14 protein-coding genes are annotated in these 13,962 nt (G+C 63.4%); 7 read left to right on the forward strand and 7 right to left on the reverse strand.

Going from position 1 to position 13,962, the window contains the following annotated elements; all coding sequences use genetic code 11:
* The first annotated feature begins 2 nt into the window (after window positions 1-2).
* The 7 genes from nadC to NITMOv2_RS11445 all read left to right on the forward strand — a co-directional run bounded on the left by nadC (window position 3) and on the right by NITMOv2_RS11445 (window position 7,129).
* Window positions 3-884 carry a carboxylating nicotinate-nucleotide diphosphorylase gene (gene nadC, locus NITMOv2_RS11415; RefSeq protein WP_053379982.1) on the forward strand — a complete coding sequence of 294 codons (882 nt, stop codon included), beginning with the start codon at window positions 3-5 and terminating at the stop codon, window positions 882-884.
* On the forward strand, window positions 881-1,723 hold the full coding sequence (locus NITMOv2_RS11420) for a biotin--[acetyl-CoA-carboxylase] ligase (protein ID WP_083447954.1): 843 nt from the start codon (window positions 881-883) through the stop codon (window positions 1,721-1,723). The genes nadC and NITMOv2_RS11420 overlap by 4 nt, the downstream gene beginning before the upstream one ends.
* Window positions 1,724-1,758: 35 nt before the next feature.
* A complete protein-coding gene (locus NITMOv2_RS11425) occupies window positions 1,759-2,547 on the forward strand; it encodes a type III pantothenate kinase (RefSeq protein WP_053379984.1) in 789 nt (262 codons plus the stop codon).
* A 98-nt stretch (window positions 2,548-2,645) separates the two neighbouring features.
* A complete protein-coding gene (grpE, locus tag NITMOv2_RS11430) occupies window positions 2,646-3,221 on the forward strand; it encodes a nucleotide exchange factor GrpE (protein ID WP_053379985.1) in 576 nt (191 codons plus the stop codon).
* Window positions 3,222-3,245: 24 nt separating this feature from the next.
* The gene (dnaK, locus tag NITMOv2_RS11435) at window positions 3,246-5,165 is read left to right on the forward strand and encodes a molecular chaperone DnaK (RefSeq protein ID WP_053379986.1); all 1,920 of its coding nucleotides are present in this window, start codon (window positions 3,246-3,248) and stop codon (window positions 5,163-5,165) included.
* A gap of 73 nt (window positions 5,166-5,238) precedes the next feature.
* Window positions 5,239-6,366 (forward strand): molecular chaperone DnaJ, encoded by a 1,128-nt coding sequence (gene dnaJ / locus NITMOv2_RS11440; protein WP_053379987.1) that lies wholly within the window; start codon window positions 5,239-5,241, stop codon window positions 6,364-6,366.
* Window positions 6,367-6,394: 28 nt separating this feature from the next.
* Window positions 6,395-7,129, forward strand: a complete 735-nt coding sequence (locus NITMOv2_RS11445) for a 16S rRNA (uracil(1498)-N(3))-methyltransferase (protein ID WP_053379988.1) — start codon at window positions 6,395-6,397, stop codon at window positions 7,127-7,129.
* Window positions 7,130-7,165: 36 nt separating this feature from the next.
* Here the strand turns inward: NITMOv2_RS11445 and NITMOv2_RS11450 are convergent, their stop codons facing one another.
* The 7 genes from NITMOv2_RS11450 to ruvX form a co-directional block, all read right to left on the reverse strand.
* Complete coding sequence (locus NITMOv2_RS11450; RefSeq protein ID WP_053379989.1) at window positions 7,166-8,158, reverse strand: YCF48-related protein; 993 nt, start codon at window positions 8,156-8,158, stop codon at window positions 7,166-7,168.
* Window positions 8,158-9,864, reverse strand: a complete 1,707-nt coding sequence (locus NITMOv2_RS11455; protein WP_053379990.1) for an IPT/TIG domain-containing protein — start codon at window positions 9,862-9,864, stop codon at window positions 8,158-8,160. The genes NITMOv2_RS11450 and NITMOv2_RS11455 overlap by 1 nt, the downstream gene beginning before the upstream one ends.
* A 194-nt stretch (window positions 9,865-10,058) precedes the next feature.
* Complete coding sequence (locus NITMOv2_RS11460; protein WP_053379991.1) at window positions 10,059-10,520, reverse strand: RidA family protein; 462 nt, start codon at window positions 10,518-10,520, stop codon at window positions 10,059-10,061.
* Window positions 10,521-10,570: 50 nt separating this feature from the next.
* Window positions 10,571-11,725: a phosphopentomutase gene (locus NITMOv2_RS11465; protein WP_053379992.1), complete on the reverse strand. Its 1,155-nt coding sequence runs from the start codon at window positions 11,723-11,725 to the stop codon at window positions 10,571-10,573.
* Window positions 11,722-12,396: a deoxyribose-phosphate aldolase gene (gene deoC / locus NITMOv2_RS11470; protein WP_053379993.1), complete on the reverse strand. Its 675-nt coding sequence runs from the start codon at window positions 12,394-12,396 to the stop codon at window positions 11,722-11,724. Before deoC ends, NITMOv2_RS11465 begins: the two co-directional genes overlap by 4 nt.
* Window positions 12,393-13,475: an endolytic transglycosylase MltG gene (gene mltG / locus NITMOv2_RS11475; protein ID WP_083447957.1), complete on the reverse strand. Its 1,083-nt coding sequence runs from the start codon at window positions 13,473-13,475 to the stop codon at window positions 12,393-12,395. The genes deoC and mltG overlap by 4 nt, the downstream gene beginning before the upstream one ends.
* Window positions 13,390-13,962, reverse strand: a complete 573-nt coding sequence (ruvX, locus tag NITMOv2_RS11480; RefSeq protein ID WP_083447958.1) for a Holliday junction resolvase RuvX — start codon at window positions 13,960-13,962, stop codon at window positions 13,390-13,392. Before ruvX ends, mltG begins: the two co-directional genes overlap by 86 nt.

Consider the following 13,962-nt stretch of genomic DNA (forward strand, 5'->3'; position numbering starts at 1 on the left):
CCATGGTCACCCTGCCGGCCGCCGATATCCGCCGCGCCGTCCGGCTCGGAGTGGAAGAAGACCTCGCTCAGGGAGATCTCACCACGTCCGCGCTCTTTCCGGCGCCCGTGCCGGCCAAAGCCCGTATCGTGGCGCAGCAGGAGCTCATCGTCGCAGGGATGGCCGCCGCCGTCCAAACCTTTGCCCTGGTCGATCCCTCATTGAGACTGTCGGTGTCCCGCAAGGACGGCGAACAAGCTGCTGACGGCGAGACGCTGCTCATCATCGAAGGCGACGGCCGGTCGATCTTACAGGGCGAACGAGTGGCGCTGAATTTTTTGCAATATCTGTCCGGCATCGCGACGTTCACGCAGCAGTTTTGCCGGGCGGTCTACGGCTATCCGGTGACGATCCTGGACACCAGAAAGACGCTGCCCGGTTGGCGCTCGTTGCAGAAATGGGCGGTGGCCCTCGGGGGCGGAACCAATCATCGCCGGTCGCTGGGAGACGGCATCCTCATCAAAGACAATCATTTGGCGCTGCTGGGTCGATCCAAAGACGCGGTGCGGGCGGCGTGCGACCGCGCCGGCGCCCGGGCGCCGAGCACGCTGCCGACGATTGTGGAAGTCGAGTCGCTCTCCGGCGTTCGACAAGCCTTGCAAGGACAAGCGGACATCATCCTGCTCGATAATATGACGCCGGCGATGGTCCGCCGCGCCGTCGCGCTCATCAAGGGGCGGGCGCTGGTGGAAGTCTCGGGCGGCATCACGTTGAAGAATGTGCGGGCCATGGCGGCGGCCGGAGCTGATCGGATTTCCATCGGAGCCTTGACTCATTCCGCTCCGGCGGCCGCCTTGAGTCTCGAGTTGACGGCGGTGTCCTCCCGGCGCCGGCGGCGATCATGACCTCGTCTGCCTCTCTTCCTCTCGCAGCCGACGACATTCGGAGCACTCTTGCCACGACATACCTGGGCCGGCATCTCCACCTCCATCGCGAGCTTCCCTCGACGAACGACGCAGCCATGGCGCTGGCACAGAGCGGCGCCGAGCACGGCACGGTGGTCGTGGCGGACCGGCAGACGGCCGGCCGGGGCCGGCGGGCCCGCGAGTGGTTTTCTCCCGGAGGGGTGAACCTCTATTGTTCCGTCGTGATTCGATCAGAGCCGTTGCATCTCTCCTTCAGCGACTGGCTGTCCTGGATTCCGCTCGCCTCAGCGCTCGCGATAACGGAAGCGGTCCGGACGACGGCGGGTGTCCGGCTCTTCCTCAAATGGCCCAACGACCTCCTGTGCCATGAAAAAAAAATCGGCGGCATCCTCTGCGAGAACGGTATGGATCCCAGCAAGCGCCCCTTCGTCGTCATCGGCATCGGGCTCAACGTCAACGTACCGCCTGCCGCCTTTCCCCCAGAACTGGCCGGCATCGCAGGCTCGCTCATCGAAGACACGCAGCGGCCGATCGACCGCAATCGCCTCCTCTCGCAACTGCTGATCGACCTCGAACAGGTGCTGGACGAGTTGGGCGCAGAGGGACCGCGCCGGCTCCGTCATGCCTATACACAGGCCTGCGCCACTCTCGGTAAACGGGTCCGCGTCATACTCGCCCAATCCCGGGAGCTGCTGGGCCTGGCCGAAGGCATCGGCCCCGACGGCGCGCTCCTCGTGCGCCCCTCGTCCGCGTTCGACGACACTCATGGCGACGCGGTCGAAATCCGCGCCGCGGACGTGATGCACCTCCGAGAGTAGCCAAACCGTCACCCGCACGCTAGAATACATCTGCCATGCTGCTTGCCATCGACATCGGCAACACGAATATCGTCTGGGGCCTGTATCGAGGGTCGACGCTGGTGGCCCATTGGCGCCTGGCGACGGATGCCAAGAAAACCGCCGACGAGTATGGCGTCTTGTTTTCCACCCTCTTCGCCCATGCGGGGCAGATTCCCGCGCTGGTCGACGGCGCCATTCTCTCCAGCGTGGTACCGGCCTTGACCGGGACGTTCGAGGCGATGGTCGGTACGTTCTTTCGCCAGACCCCGCTGATCGTATCCTCGGAGACTGTGACGGGTTTGACGCTCAAGTATGCCAATCTGAAAGAAATCGGGAGCGATCGGATCGTCAACGCCGCCGCTGCGTATCATAAGTACCGCCGGGATCTCATCGTGGTGGACTTCGGCACCGCCACGACCTTCTGCGTCATCACCAAGTCCGGCGAGTATCTGGGCGGCGTCATCGCGCCGGGGCTCGGCATCTCGGCCGACGCGCTGTTTGCCCGCGCCGCCAAGCTCAGCAAAGTCGAATTGACGCGGCCGAAGTCGGTCATCGGGACCGATACGGCCGGCAGTATCCAGGCCGGATTGCTCTATGGATATGCCGGGCTGGTCGATGCCCTTGTCACACGGATCGAGCGGGAGCTCGGACGTACGACCTATGTGATCGCCACCGGCGGCCTCGCGACCGTGATCGTCCCGGAGACGACGACCATCCACCAGGTCGAGCCCTTCCTCACGCTGGAAGGACTCGAATTGCTCTATCGGCTCGCGCGAGGCTCTTGTCCACCGGTCCAGGTCTGATTCCTCCCTGCTTTTCACATCCCCTATGATTTTTTTCTCTGGAAAGCCGTTGACTTCCAATGCCCTGTGGCTATCTCGCCCGTTGTGTAGGATTCACCGTGAGCGACAAAGACGAGAACCCCAATACAATTGAAGGCTTAGCCGGAGAACCTGCCGGTGCCGAGCAGGCGAACGGTGAGGTGTCGCCGGCGCAGGCGCTCGCGGCCAAAGAAGAGGAATGCAAGGCCCTGAACGACAAATACATGCGGCTGGCGGCGGAGTTCGAAAACTATAAGCGGCTGTCCCAACGCGACCAACGTGAACAGGTGCGGTACGGGAACGAGCAACTGGTCAAGGAACTTCTGCCGGTGGTGGATAACCTCGAACGGGCGATCAAGGCCGCAAGAGACAGCACGGGCAGCGGGGCCCTGGTCCAGGGAGTGGAGCTGACCTTGAAACAGCTGACCGGCACGTTGAGCAAGTTCGGCGTGCAGACGATCGATTCCGTCGGGCAACCGTTCGATCCCGCCGCGCATCAGGCCGTGACGCAGATCGCGTCGGACACGGTTCCGGCGCAGCACGTCGCGGAGGAATATCAACGGGGCTACCGGCTCCATGACCGGACGATCCGGGCCGCGATGGTGGCCGTCTCATCCGGTCCGTCCCCATCGAATGGAGAAGAAACCTCAGCGTAACGGCTGAGAAGGAAGGAGTAGACCATGGGTAAAGTCATCGGTATCGATCTCGGCACCACCAATTCCTGCGTGGCCATCATGAGCGGCGGCGACCCCGTCGTGATTGCCAATGCCGAAGGGAGCCGCACGACTCCTTCCGTCGTCGCGATCACCGACAAAGGGGAACGCCTCGTCGGTCAGATCGCCAAACGTCAGGCCATCACCAATCCCGAGAACACCATTTTCTCCGTCAAGCGGCTCATGGGCCGGAAGTACAAGAGCCGCGAAGTGCAGGAAGCGATGAAGCGCCTGCCCTACAAGGTGGTGGAAGCGGACAACGGCGACGCGCACGTGGAGCTCCGCGGCAAGCGCTACAGTCCGCCTGAGGTGTCGGCGATGATCCTCCAGAAAATGCGCCAAACGGCGGAAGACTATCTCGGCGAAAAAGTCACGGAAGCGGTCATCACCGTGCCGGCCTATTTCGACGACAGCCAGCGCCAGGCGACCAAAGACGCGGGGCAGATCGCCGGGCTGAACGTCCTGCGCATCATCAACGAGCCGACCGCAGCCTCGCTCGCGTACGGGCTCGACAAGAAGAAGGACGAGCGGATCGCCGTCTACGATTTGGGCGGCGGCACGTTCGATATCTCCATCCTCGAAATCGGGGAAGGCGTCTTCGAGGTCAAGTCCACCAACGGCGACACCTATTTGGGCGGCGACGACTTCGATCTCCGGGTGATGGACTGGCTGGTCGATGAATTCAAGAAGGACCAGGGCATCGACCTCCGGAAAGATCGGATGGCGTTGCAGCGCCTGAAAGAAGCGGCCGAACGGGCGAAGATCGAGCTGTCTTCGTCGCAGGAAACGGAAATCAACCTGCCCTTCATCACGGCGGACGCGAGCGGGCCCAAGCACATGGTCACGAAGCTCACACGCGCCAAGCTCGAGCAGCTGGTGGACGATCTGATTCAGCGGACCATCGAGCCCTGCCGGAAAGCGCTGTCCGATGCGGGCGTGACGGCCAAGGATATCCAGGAAGTCGTCATGGTCGGCGGCATGACCCGCATGCCGAAAGTGATTCAGGTGGTGAAGGACTTCTTCGGAAAGGACCCGCATCGCGGCGTGAACCCCGACGAAGTCGTCGCCATCGGCGCCGGCATCCAAGGCGGCGTGCTGAAGGGAGAAGTGAAGGACGTCCTCTTGCTCGACGTGACGCCGCTCTCGCTCGGCATCGAAACGCTGGGCGGTGTCTTCACCAAGCTGATCGAGCGCAATACGACGGTGCCGACGAAGAAGAGCCAGGTCTTTTCGACGGCGGCCGACAATCAGACAGCCGTGACGATCCGGGTTTTCCAGGGCGAGCGCGAGATGGCCAACGACAACAAGCTGCTCGGCCAGTTCGACCTCGTCGGCATTCCGCCGGCGCCCCGCGGCATGCCGCAGATCGAGGTGACCTTCGACATCGACGCCAACGGCATCGTCCACGTCTCGGCGAAGGACCTGGCGACCCAGAAAGAGCAGTCGATCAAGATCACGGCGTCCAGCGGCCTCAGCAAGGAGGAAGTCGAGAAGCTCGTGCGCGACGCTCAGGCCCACACCGAAGAGGACAAGAAGCGGCGGAAGCTCGCGGAGGCCAAGAACCAGGCGGACAACCTCATCTACCAGACCGAGAAAAACATCTCGGAATACGGAGACAAAGTCTCGCCGGAGGAGAAGACCAAGATCCAGGACGCCGTCGGCGCGTTGAAGAAGGCGCTCGAAGGCACCGACGCGGAAGCGATCGAGTCCGCGACACAGTCCCTGATGGCGGCTTCGCACAAGTTGGCCGAAGAGATGTATAAGAAAGCGGCCTCGGCCACTGGCGCGCAGGGCGCAGCGCCGGGCGGCAACGGAGCCGGCGAGACCAAGACCGACGAAAAAGTCGTGGACGCGGAATTCGAAGAAGTAGACAAAGACAAGAAGTAGCTTACAATAATCCCAGGCAGACCGAGTTTCCGTCACCACGGAGACTCGGTCTTTCTGTACTCACCTCCAACGCATGGCGGCTGTGACCAAACGCGACTACTACGACATTCTCGGCGTCGATCGAAACGTCTCGGATGACGAGCTGAAGAAGGCCTATCGGAAGATGGCGCGGCAGCACCATCCCGATTTGCAGAGCGGCGAGCATCAGAAAAAAGCGGCCGAAGAAAAGTTCAAAGAAATCAATGAAGCCTACGAGGTCCTCAGCGATCAGGACAAGCGTAAGCGGTACGACATGTTCGGTCATGCCGGCGCCCAGCAGGGGGCGGGCTTCGAGGGTTTCGGCGGCTTCGGCGGCGCGGGCTTCGGTGACGTCTTCAACGACATCTTCGAGGATTTTTTCGGGCAGACCCGGGGAGGATCTCGCGCCGAACGCGGCAACGACCTCCAGTACAATCTCGAGCTGTCGTTCGAAGAGGCGGTCTACGGCAAAGACGCCAAGCTCAAAATCCCGCGATGGGAGATGTGCACCGATTGCAAAGGGACCGGCGCCAAGTCCGCGTCGGCCATCAAGACCTGCCCCAGTTGCAAAGGCGCCGGCCAGCTTCGGTTCCAGCAAGGCTTCTTCAGCGTCAGCCGGCCCTGCGGCCAATGCGAGGGCGCGGGCCATATCATCACGGAACCCTGCCCAACCTGCCAAGGCCGCCAGCGCGTGTACAAAGAGCGGACCATTGCAGTGCACATTCCGGCCGGCATCGAAACCGGCATGCGGCTCCGTCTGGCGAACGAAGGCGAGCACGGCTCGAACGCCGGCCCGCCCGGAGACCTCTATGTCGCCATCACGGTCAAGCCCCATCCGATTTTCCAACGGAAAGGGTTGGACATCCTGTGCGACGTTCCGGTCAATTTGGTCACCGCCATCTTGGGCGGCAAAGTCGAAGTCCCGACCCTGAAAGGGAACACGGTCATTAAAATTCCGCCGGGAACTCAGCACGACAAGGTGCTCCGGCTCAAAGGGCTCGGCATTCCAAGCCTGAAGGGCGGACAGACCGGCGATCATCTCTACACCATAAAAGTCCAGATCCCGACCAAGTTGACGGCGCGCCAGAAAGAGCTGCTGATGGAATTCGCCAAAGAGGGCGGCATGTCGATGGAGCCGGACGGGGACGGGTTCTTCGACAAGATGAAGACGTTCTTCGAGTGACGGACCGCCGTCCGACGGCACGGTGGCCATGCCGGTTTTTTTTCTGCCCCCCGAGCAGCTGACGACCTCCACCCTTTCGATCTCCGGCCCCCTCCTCGACCATTTCCGCAGCCTTCGAATAAAAGTCGGCGAGGAGATCGTCGTTGCCGATGGGCTCGGCTCCCGCCATCATGTCACCGTCACCGCCCTGTCCGGCCGCGTCCTCCAAGGCCGGATTCTCAGCTCAGAGCGCCAGCCCGCCCGCGCCGCTCCCTCTGTCGTGTTGTGCCAGGCCCTCCTCAAAGGCGAAAAGTTGGATTGGGTGATTCAGAAGGCGACCGAGCTGGGCGTGGACCGGATCGTGCCGTTGGTCACTCGCCACAGTGTCGTACGGCCACAGCCGTCCCGCATGGAACATCAGCGCTCCCGCTGGCAACGCATCGCATTGGAAGCGGCGCAGCAGTCCGAACGTTGGACTGTTCCCACGGTTGACGAACCGGTCGATTGTACCGAGGTGTCGGCTGTTTCCGCCTCTGCGATGAAACTCGCCTTGGTCGAACGGTCGGCAAAGACATCGCTGGCCGCTGTGCCGCTGCCCGTGGAAGCAGATCACACGGTGTTACTTCTGATTGGTCCGGAAGGAGGATGGGACGAGGAAGAACTGCGCTTTATGGCGGCGCAGGGCTACAACACGGTCACGTTGGGATCGAGAATTCTCCGAGCCGAAACCGCCGCCATCGCGGCGCTGAGCATCCTTCAATCAAGATTGGGAAACCTCGGATGAACCACGGGTATCCTGGATGGACAGGAGCCAGGACCGTTACCGTCCCGCGTCGATGCGCACGATGGTCCCGTTCTCGCCGCTGGCCCACCCCCGATGAGGAGTGGGGAAACTGAGACCGAAGAGCGAAACCTTTGCGACCGACCGGCCTTCGCTCCAGGAGAATCCGGCATCCGTCGTCCGATAGACCATGCCGCGCTCGCCGGCAATCCAGCCCGCTTGCGGGCTTGTGAAGCGGACTTTCAGCAAATCGATGAGCTTGGTACAGGTTTTTCCGCAAGGCAACGTCCGATCGATCCACCGACTGCCGCCGTCGGTGGTCTGAAACAACGCACCGGCATTGCCGACGGCCCAGCCGTTGGATTGATCGGTGAAAAACACATCGAACAACGTGACCGCCCCTTGAGTTTCCTGGGCGACCCACGTCGCGCCGCCGTCCTCGGTCGCAAGCACCGTGCCCAATGCGCCGACCGCCGTGCCCCGGCGCTCGTTCACGAAATGCACCGAGTAGAGCGCCGCGTTCGTCCCGCTGGCCTGCTCGTCCCACCGTTCGCCGCCGTCGTTCGTATGCAGAATCGTCCCCCCTCCGCCGACCACCCAGCCGATCCGCGGTGAGGAGAAAAAGACGTTGTAGAGCGGCTGTTGCGTCTCGACGGATTTTGCCGACCAGCTGTCGCCCCCGTTCGTCGTCCGGCGCAACGTGCCGGCCGCCCCGGTGATCCAACCGTGTTTCTGGTCGACGAAAAATACGGAGGTCAGCAGAGTCGAGCTACCGGCGGAGACTTTCTTCCATTGACCGCCGCCGTCGGTGGTTTTGAGGACGGTCCCGCCCGCCCCGACCGCCCAACCCGTCGTGGCATCGAGGAACTGGATGGCCATCAAGGTCGCTTCCGTGGCGCTCTTCTGCGCGCGCACCACGAGAGACGCTTCGGCGCGACCGGCGGTTGGGACAAGCCCCACGAACAGGAGAACGAGCGCCGGCAGCATCGTGAGAGGCCGGCACAGGGACACGCCCGCGAACATGCGCCCCATTATTGATTGGTGCTCGCGTCCGGACGGTTATTGTTCCAATAGCCGGTATCCGGCAGTCCTTTGGCCTCAATGGTGAATTGCCCCGCTTCGAGGGTCAACCACCGTTTCGGCGAACAGCAGGTTCCGTCCGGCAACACGTCCCAGGAGCCGCGCCTGACGACCAGCGGGCCGGTGGCGAGATTGTCGAAGAACTCGCCTTTCTTCCCGATGCCGTACAAGTTGCGATGCGGCACCTTGACGACGATCTCGTTGTCGGTCCAGGACTGCACCAGCGCCGCCGCGCCGTTGAACAGCACCTCCGTGCGGGAGACATTGGACAGCACCGTCCCGCTCGTCTCAGGCTCGTTGATTTCCACGTCGGTCCGCCGCTTGTAGGCTTTCTGACTCAGGCCCAATTCGGTATGTTCCGCTGTTTTCAGGAACGTGCCGAAGCCCTTGCCCTTGATCGTCACCGTCGCATCCAAGCCGGCCGATTTCGGCTCGTACGATTCAATGACCGGCGTCACCAGGGTGAAGTCCCCGGCTTCCGTCGCGATCGTGCCTTTTTCCGCGCAGCAACTGCCGTCGGGGTTCGGCTTATTCGCGCTACGGTAAATGACCACCTTGCCGCTCTTCGCGCTGTAGGGCACCCAGACATCGATCCGGTCGTCGTTCCAGCGATAGATGACCGCCGGCACGCCGCCGATTTCGACCCGGTTCTCGCCCTTGTTGAAGTCCATGAAGTTGTACGGCGTCGAGCCGCTCTCGGAGTAGAAACCGAAGTGCTCGCCGTTGATCCGGACCAAGGTGCCGATGGGCGCGCTGGCGGGCGTCATCGTCGTGGCTTTCGGCGTGTGGACGGTAAAGTCGGCGACGGTCCGCTGGCGGCCCTGGCTCTTCAGCACCATCGGGCCCGATTCGGCGCCGAGGGGCACATGCACCACGATCACGTCGTCTTTCCACTGTGCCACCGTCGTCGGCTGCCCGTTGAGCAGCACCGCATCGTCCGGACCTTTGGACGCTCCGAATCCCTGGCCGAACAACACGACCTTCGTGCCGACCGGGCCGCTGACCGGATCGACGCGAACGGAGGGGATCAAGGTCAACGGGACTTTGTTGCTCACGACATATTCGACCGGGGCGCAGCAGGATCCGTCCGGCAAGGGATCGGACGAGGCCAGCCGGACGGCGACGTCCCCGCTCTGCGCATTGGCCGGAATTTCGACTTCGATCTTGTCGTCCTTCCAGCGGCGCGGCCGCACGACCACGCCGCCGACCAGCACGTCGTTCACGCCGAACATCGTATTGGGATCGCGCGAGCCGGCCGTCATGCCGAAATGCTTCCCCGCGATCTGGAGCAGCGTGCCGCGCTCCGCCTCGGTGGGCGTGACGCTCTCGATATGAGGCGTCACGATGTCGATCGCGCCGGCCGACAGCTTTTTCTTCCCGATCAGCACGTCGACCGGACCGCTGGTCGCCTTGAACGGAACCTTGACCTCGATCAGATCCGGTTCCCACCGCTGCACGAGCGCCGGGACGCCGTTCACCGTGACCTTGTTCGTCTGGACCGATTTGAACGGGCCGAAGCCTTTGCCGGTGAGCGAGAGCGTGGCGCCGGGAGTCGCAGATTTGGAGGACAATTCAATGGCCGGAGCGGCGGCCTGGGCCAGACCCAGGGCGGCGCTCAACAGGATGGCTGCCGACAGTGATACCCGCAGAGAGATCATAATCCTTCTCCTGTTTATCAAAATAAATGGTCAAGCCGGCAAAAAACATCGCACATCGCGCTGCTGAAAGTGGTCCCTGCGCGTGGCACGAGACCCCACGCACCGGACTCGGGAAGGGCAAACCGGGGGCGACGTGAAGCGAGGGACCAGCGACTATAACAAGCGATTTTTTCGAGTGTCAAGGCGGGCGGGCGCTAGGACCGCACTTCCACGATCAGCTCGATTTCCACCGGCGCCTGGCGGGGCAGCTCGGCGGCCCCGACGGCCACGCGGGCGTGGCGGCCGGCATCGCCGAAGACGGCGACGAGAAGATCGGAGGCGCCGTTGAGGACTTGCGGCTGGTCGGCGAATCCCGGCGCCGATGCGACATGGCCGACCATCTTCACGATGCGTTTCACGTGGTCCAGCGATCCCAGCTCGCTCCGGATGATCGCCAAGCCGTTCAGCAGCGCCACTCGCGCCGCCTCCATGCCCTGCTCGATGGACAGCTGTAGACCGAGTTTGCCGGTCATGACGAGCTGCCCGTCGCGTGACGGCAGGACACCCGACAAGAACACGAGATTCCCGACCCGGACGGCGGGGATGTAGGTGGCCAGCGGCTTCGGCGGCGCCGGCAGCGTGATGCCCAGCTCTTTCAGCGTATTCTCGTACGACATTCCGCCTCTCCCATTACCCCATACCCCGTTACCCCGCTATCCCTCTACCCTCACCCCGCCCGCAGCGCTTCCAAGAAACTGTCCCCCACCGGCAGCCGCTCCGCTCGGAGCGCGTCTACAACCGTCTGCCCCAGATCGGCCGCCGTGGCTCTGGTCCCCAGATTCACGCCTTGCGCGAGCTTCGGCCCGGTCACCAGCAACGGTGCATATTCCCGCGTCGGCAACTTGGCGGGCTTCGACAAGTCTCGACCATGGTCGGCCGTGATGAACACCACATCCCCGACGCGGAGCCGGTCGAACAGGTCGGGCAACCGGCGGTCGAGCGCCTGAAGACTGGCTGCGGCGTCGGCCGCCTCTTCCGGCAACGGACCGAGACTCACATAGAGCAAACCGCGAGGAACTTTATTCAACATCCCCAACGTCTCATCGAACGCGCCGGTGACGGAGGCGGCGGGAAACGACCGCGTGAATCCGCGGCCGCTGAAAAGGCCATGGACCTTGCCGACGCCCATGATGATTTGGCTGGACCGATTCAGCTGATCCGGCATGGTGACCCCAGGCGGCTCGGACACCAGATCCGTTCGACCCGCCGCACGATAGCGCCCGGCCTCGCCCGCAAACGAATGGGCGACGATCCGAATCGGCCCGCCGCTTCCCTTCAACGCTTTCTTGGCGTCCCGGCACCGCTGATACAGATCCGCCGCCGGGAGAACCGCCTCGTGAACCGCGACATGGCAGGTGCGTTCGCCATCCGTCCAGACGATCACACTGCCGGCGGCGCGATGTTCCTCGCCATACTCCGCCAGCATAGCGGCCAACGAGCTGGGGCGAGCGCCGACCGCTTTCCGCCCGAACGCCTGCTCGAGCGCGGCGATATCGTCCGGTGGGACGCCGGTGCGGTAGCGGGTCGGCCAGGCGCGCAGGATGACGCCGCTCGTTTCCCAATACCCGGCGATCGAATCTTTTCCCTGCGAGGCGAAGCCCAGGCGGCCGAAGCAGCCGTTGGGCTGGGCCATCGTGCGAACCCCCGAGATCTGTACGAGGTGTCCCAGGCCGAGCGCTTCCAGATTGGGAAGGTCCAGACCGCCGACGGCGTCGGCAAGATGCGCCAAGGAGTTCGCGCCGGCGTCGCCGTAGTCCGCTGCATCCGGCAGCGAACCGATACCCACTCCATCGATGACGAACAGAATGACCCGATTGATCATGCAGGCCTCTCCGCCTGCTTCCATTCTTCCAAGATCTTCACGCTTGCGCTCGTGCCGATACGGTCGGCGCCGGCTTCCAGCATGGCTTGCGTCGTCTTCCAATCCCTGATCCCGCCGGACGCTTTGACTTTCGCCCGCCCCGCCACCGCTTCGTTCATGAGACGGACATCCTCAACCGTGGCACCACCCGCGCCAAAGCCGGTCGATGTCTTGACGTATTCCGCGCCGGCCTCGACCACAAGCGCGCAAGCCGTCAGCTTTTCCTGCCTGGTCAAATAACAGGTCTCAAGAATCACTTTATGTTCGACGCGCGGTGTCGCGCGGACGACTTCGGCGATATCGTACCGTACGTAGTCGTGATCGCCGGACTTGAGCCGGCTGACATTGATGACCATATCCAGCACCAGCGCGCCGCGCGCCACCGCCTCGGTCGCCTCCGCCACCTTGGCCTTGGTGGTATGGCCGCCCAGCGGAAAGCCGATGGGAATGCCGACATGAATGGGAGTCCCGGCCACGGCCGCTACGGCTTCATCGATGTAACAAGGCGGCACGAAAATGACGGTCATCCCCAGCTCCTTCGCTTCGTGGCAGAGCCGAAGGACATCGGCCTTCGTGGCCTCAGGCCGCAGCACCGTGTGATCGATCAATGCAGGCAGGTTCCACTGGCTCATGAGGGATGCACCTCCTTCTCGATAACCGGCATGAGCGGCCCGCTGTCGACGTGCGAATGGCCGCCGCGGCGAAAGGGCCGCTTCTGATACTTCTCCACCGCCTTGTTGTGCTCGACGAGCGAGGAGGAGAACTGGTGCGTCCCGTCGTTTCTCGACACGAAATACAGGTAGGCCGAGGGCGCGGGATACAAGGCCGCGCGGATGGAATCGAGGCCGGGGCTCGCGATGGGGCCGGGCGGCAGGCCGGTCCAGCGATAGGTATTGTACGGGCTCGGATGCGACAAGTCCTTCTTGTGCAAATTCCCGTCGAAGTTCGTCAACCCGTAAATCACCGTGGGATCGCTTTGGAGTGGAATCCGCTTCTTCAAGCGATTGTGGAACACCGACGAAATCTGTGGCCGCTCGTTCCCCGCCCCCGTCTCTTTCTCGATGACCGAGGCGAGCGTGACGACGTGATGCACCGTCAAGTGCAACTCCTCGGCGCGCGCGCGCAGCTCGTCGCCGAAGACCTGGCCGAACCGCGCGACCATCGCGCGGGCGACCTCCTTCGCCGAGGTCGGCCGGGAAAATTTGTAGGTGTCCGGATAGAGATACCCCTCCAGCGTCTCGGCCGAGATCCCGAGCGACTGGACAAACGCCTTATCGTTCGCGAGCCGCAAAAACTCGACGCGGTCCGCAATCCGCTGCTGCGCCAGCACATCGGCGATCTGCGCCATGGTATAGCCCTCGGGGATCGTCACGGGATGGAGCACCACGCGGCCGGTCAAGAGCTTCGCCAGGATGTCTTGCGGCGCCATGGCGGCGTGCAATTCATATTCGCCCGGCAGGATCTTGCGTTCCGCGGTCTGCGCTTTTCCCAGCAATACGAAGGCGGCGCGGCTCTTGATGAGCCCTTCCCGCTCCAACAAGCCGGCGACTTGCTGAAAGGTCGCGCCTTCTGAAATGACGACGACTTTGGCGGGAGGATGGGCGCTTTCGGGAACGGCGGGCGCTTCAGCCCAGCGAATCATCTGGTAGGCGGCCAGACCGACGAGCGCGACGGCGAGGATGAGCACGGTCAGGATCAGGCGCAGTCTCATCGGATGGCTCGGTCTCGGTGGAGTAGTCCCAATCCTCGGCTCGGACTTCGGCGGCGGCCGGCGACGCCGGCTCGGCCTGCGCCTCCAGATAGCTCTGGAGGAGAATCGCGGCGGCCACCCGATCCACGACGCCCTTGCGTTTCTTGCGGCTCATGTCCGCGGCGATCAGCAGCTCTTCCGCCGCTTTGGTCGTCATCCGCTCGTCCCAGGTGATGACTGGGACGGGCAGCGAGGCCGCAAGCCGCTCTACAAACTGCCGCACCGCCTGCACCGCCGGGCCCTCTTCGCCGCTGAGCCTCAACGGCAATCCCAGCAGGACCCGCCCGACGTCGTGCGTCTGCACGAGCTCCTGTATATGGGCGATGTCCCGATCCAGCGTGCGCCGTTCGTAGGTTTCCAACGGCTGGGCCGTCCACCCGAGCTCATCGCTCAGTGCGACGCCGATCCGCTTCGTGCCGTGATCCAGGGCGAGAATGCGGCTAGCCAT

The sequence above is a fragment of the Nitrospira moscoviensis genome, assembly GCF_001273775.1.
In the GTDB taxonomy this organism is placed as follows: Bacteria; Nitrospirota; Nitrospiria; order Nitrospirales; family Nitrospiraceae; genus Nitrospira_D; species Nitrospira_D moscoviensis.

What these genes read in the sequence shown, in the direction of transcription:
- nadC (WP_053379982.1), top strand. Translation starts at nt 3, where the DNA reads ATGGTCACCCTGCCGGCCGCCGATATCCGCCGCGCCGTCCGGCTCGGA.
- NITMOv2_RS11420 (WP_083447954.1), top strand. Translation starts at nt 881, where the DNA reads ATGACCTCGTCTGCCTCTCTTCCTCTCGCAGCCGACGACATTCGGAGC.
- NITMOv2_RS11425 (WP_053379984.1), top strand. Translation starts at nt 1,759, where the DNA reads ATGCTGCTTGCCATCGACATCGGCAACACGAATATCGTCTGGGGCCTG.
- dnaK (WP_053379986.1), top strand. Translation starts at nt 3,246, where the DNA reads ATGGGTAAAGTCATCGGTATCGATCTCGGCACCACCAATTCCTGCGTG.
- dnaJ (WP_053379987.1), top strand. Translation starts at nt 5,239, where the DNA reads ATGGCGGCTGTGACCAAACGCGACTACTACGACATTCTCGGCGTCGAT.
- NITMOv2_RS11445 (WP_053379988.1), top strand. Translation starts at nt 6,395, where the DNA reads ATGCCGGTTTTTTTTCTGCCCCCCGAGCAGCTGACGACCTCCACCCTT.
- NITMOv2_RS11450 (WP_053379989.1), bottom strand. Translation starts at nt 8,158, where the DNA reads ATGGGGCGCATGTTCGCGGGCGTGTCCCTGTGCCGGCCTCTCACGATG.
- NITMOv2_RS11455 (WP_053379990.1), bottom strand. Translation starts at nt 9,864, where the DNA reads ATGATCTCTCTGCGGGTATCACTGTCGGCAGCCATCCTGTTGAGCGCC.
- NITMOv2_RS11460 (WP_053379991.1), bottom strand. Translation starts at nt 10,520, where the DNA reads ATGTCGTACGAGAATACGCTGAAAGAGCTGGGCATCACGCTGCCGGCG.
- NITMOv2_RS11465 (WP_053379992.1), bottom strand. Translation starts at nt 11,725, where the DNA reads ATGATCAATCGGGTCATTCTGTTCGTCATCGATGGAGTGGGTATCGGT.
- deoC (WP_053379993.1), bottom strand. Translation starts at nt 12,396, where the DNA reads ATGAGCCAGTGGAACCTGCCTGCATTGATCGATCACACGGTGCTGCGG.
- mltG (WP_083447957.1), bottom strand. Translation starts at nt 13,475, where the DNA reads ATGAGACTGCGCCTGATCCTGACCGTGCTCATCCTCGCCGTCGCGCTC.
- ruvX (WP_083447958.1), bottom strand. Translation starts at nt 13,962, where the DNA reads ATGGCTAGCCGCATTCTCGCCCTGGATCACGGCACGAAGCGGATCGGC.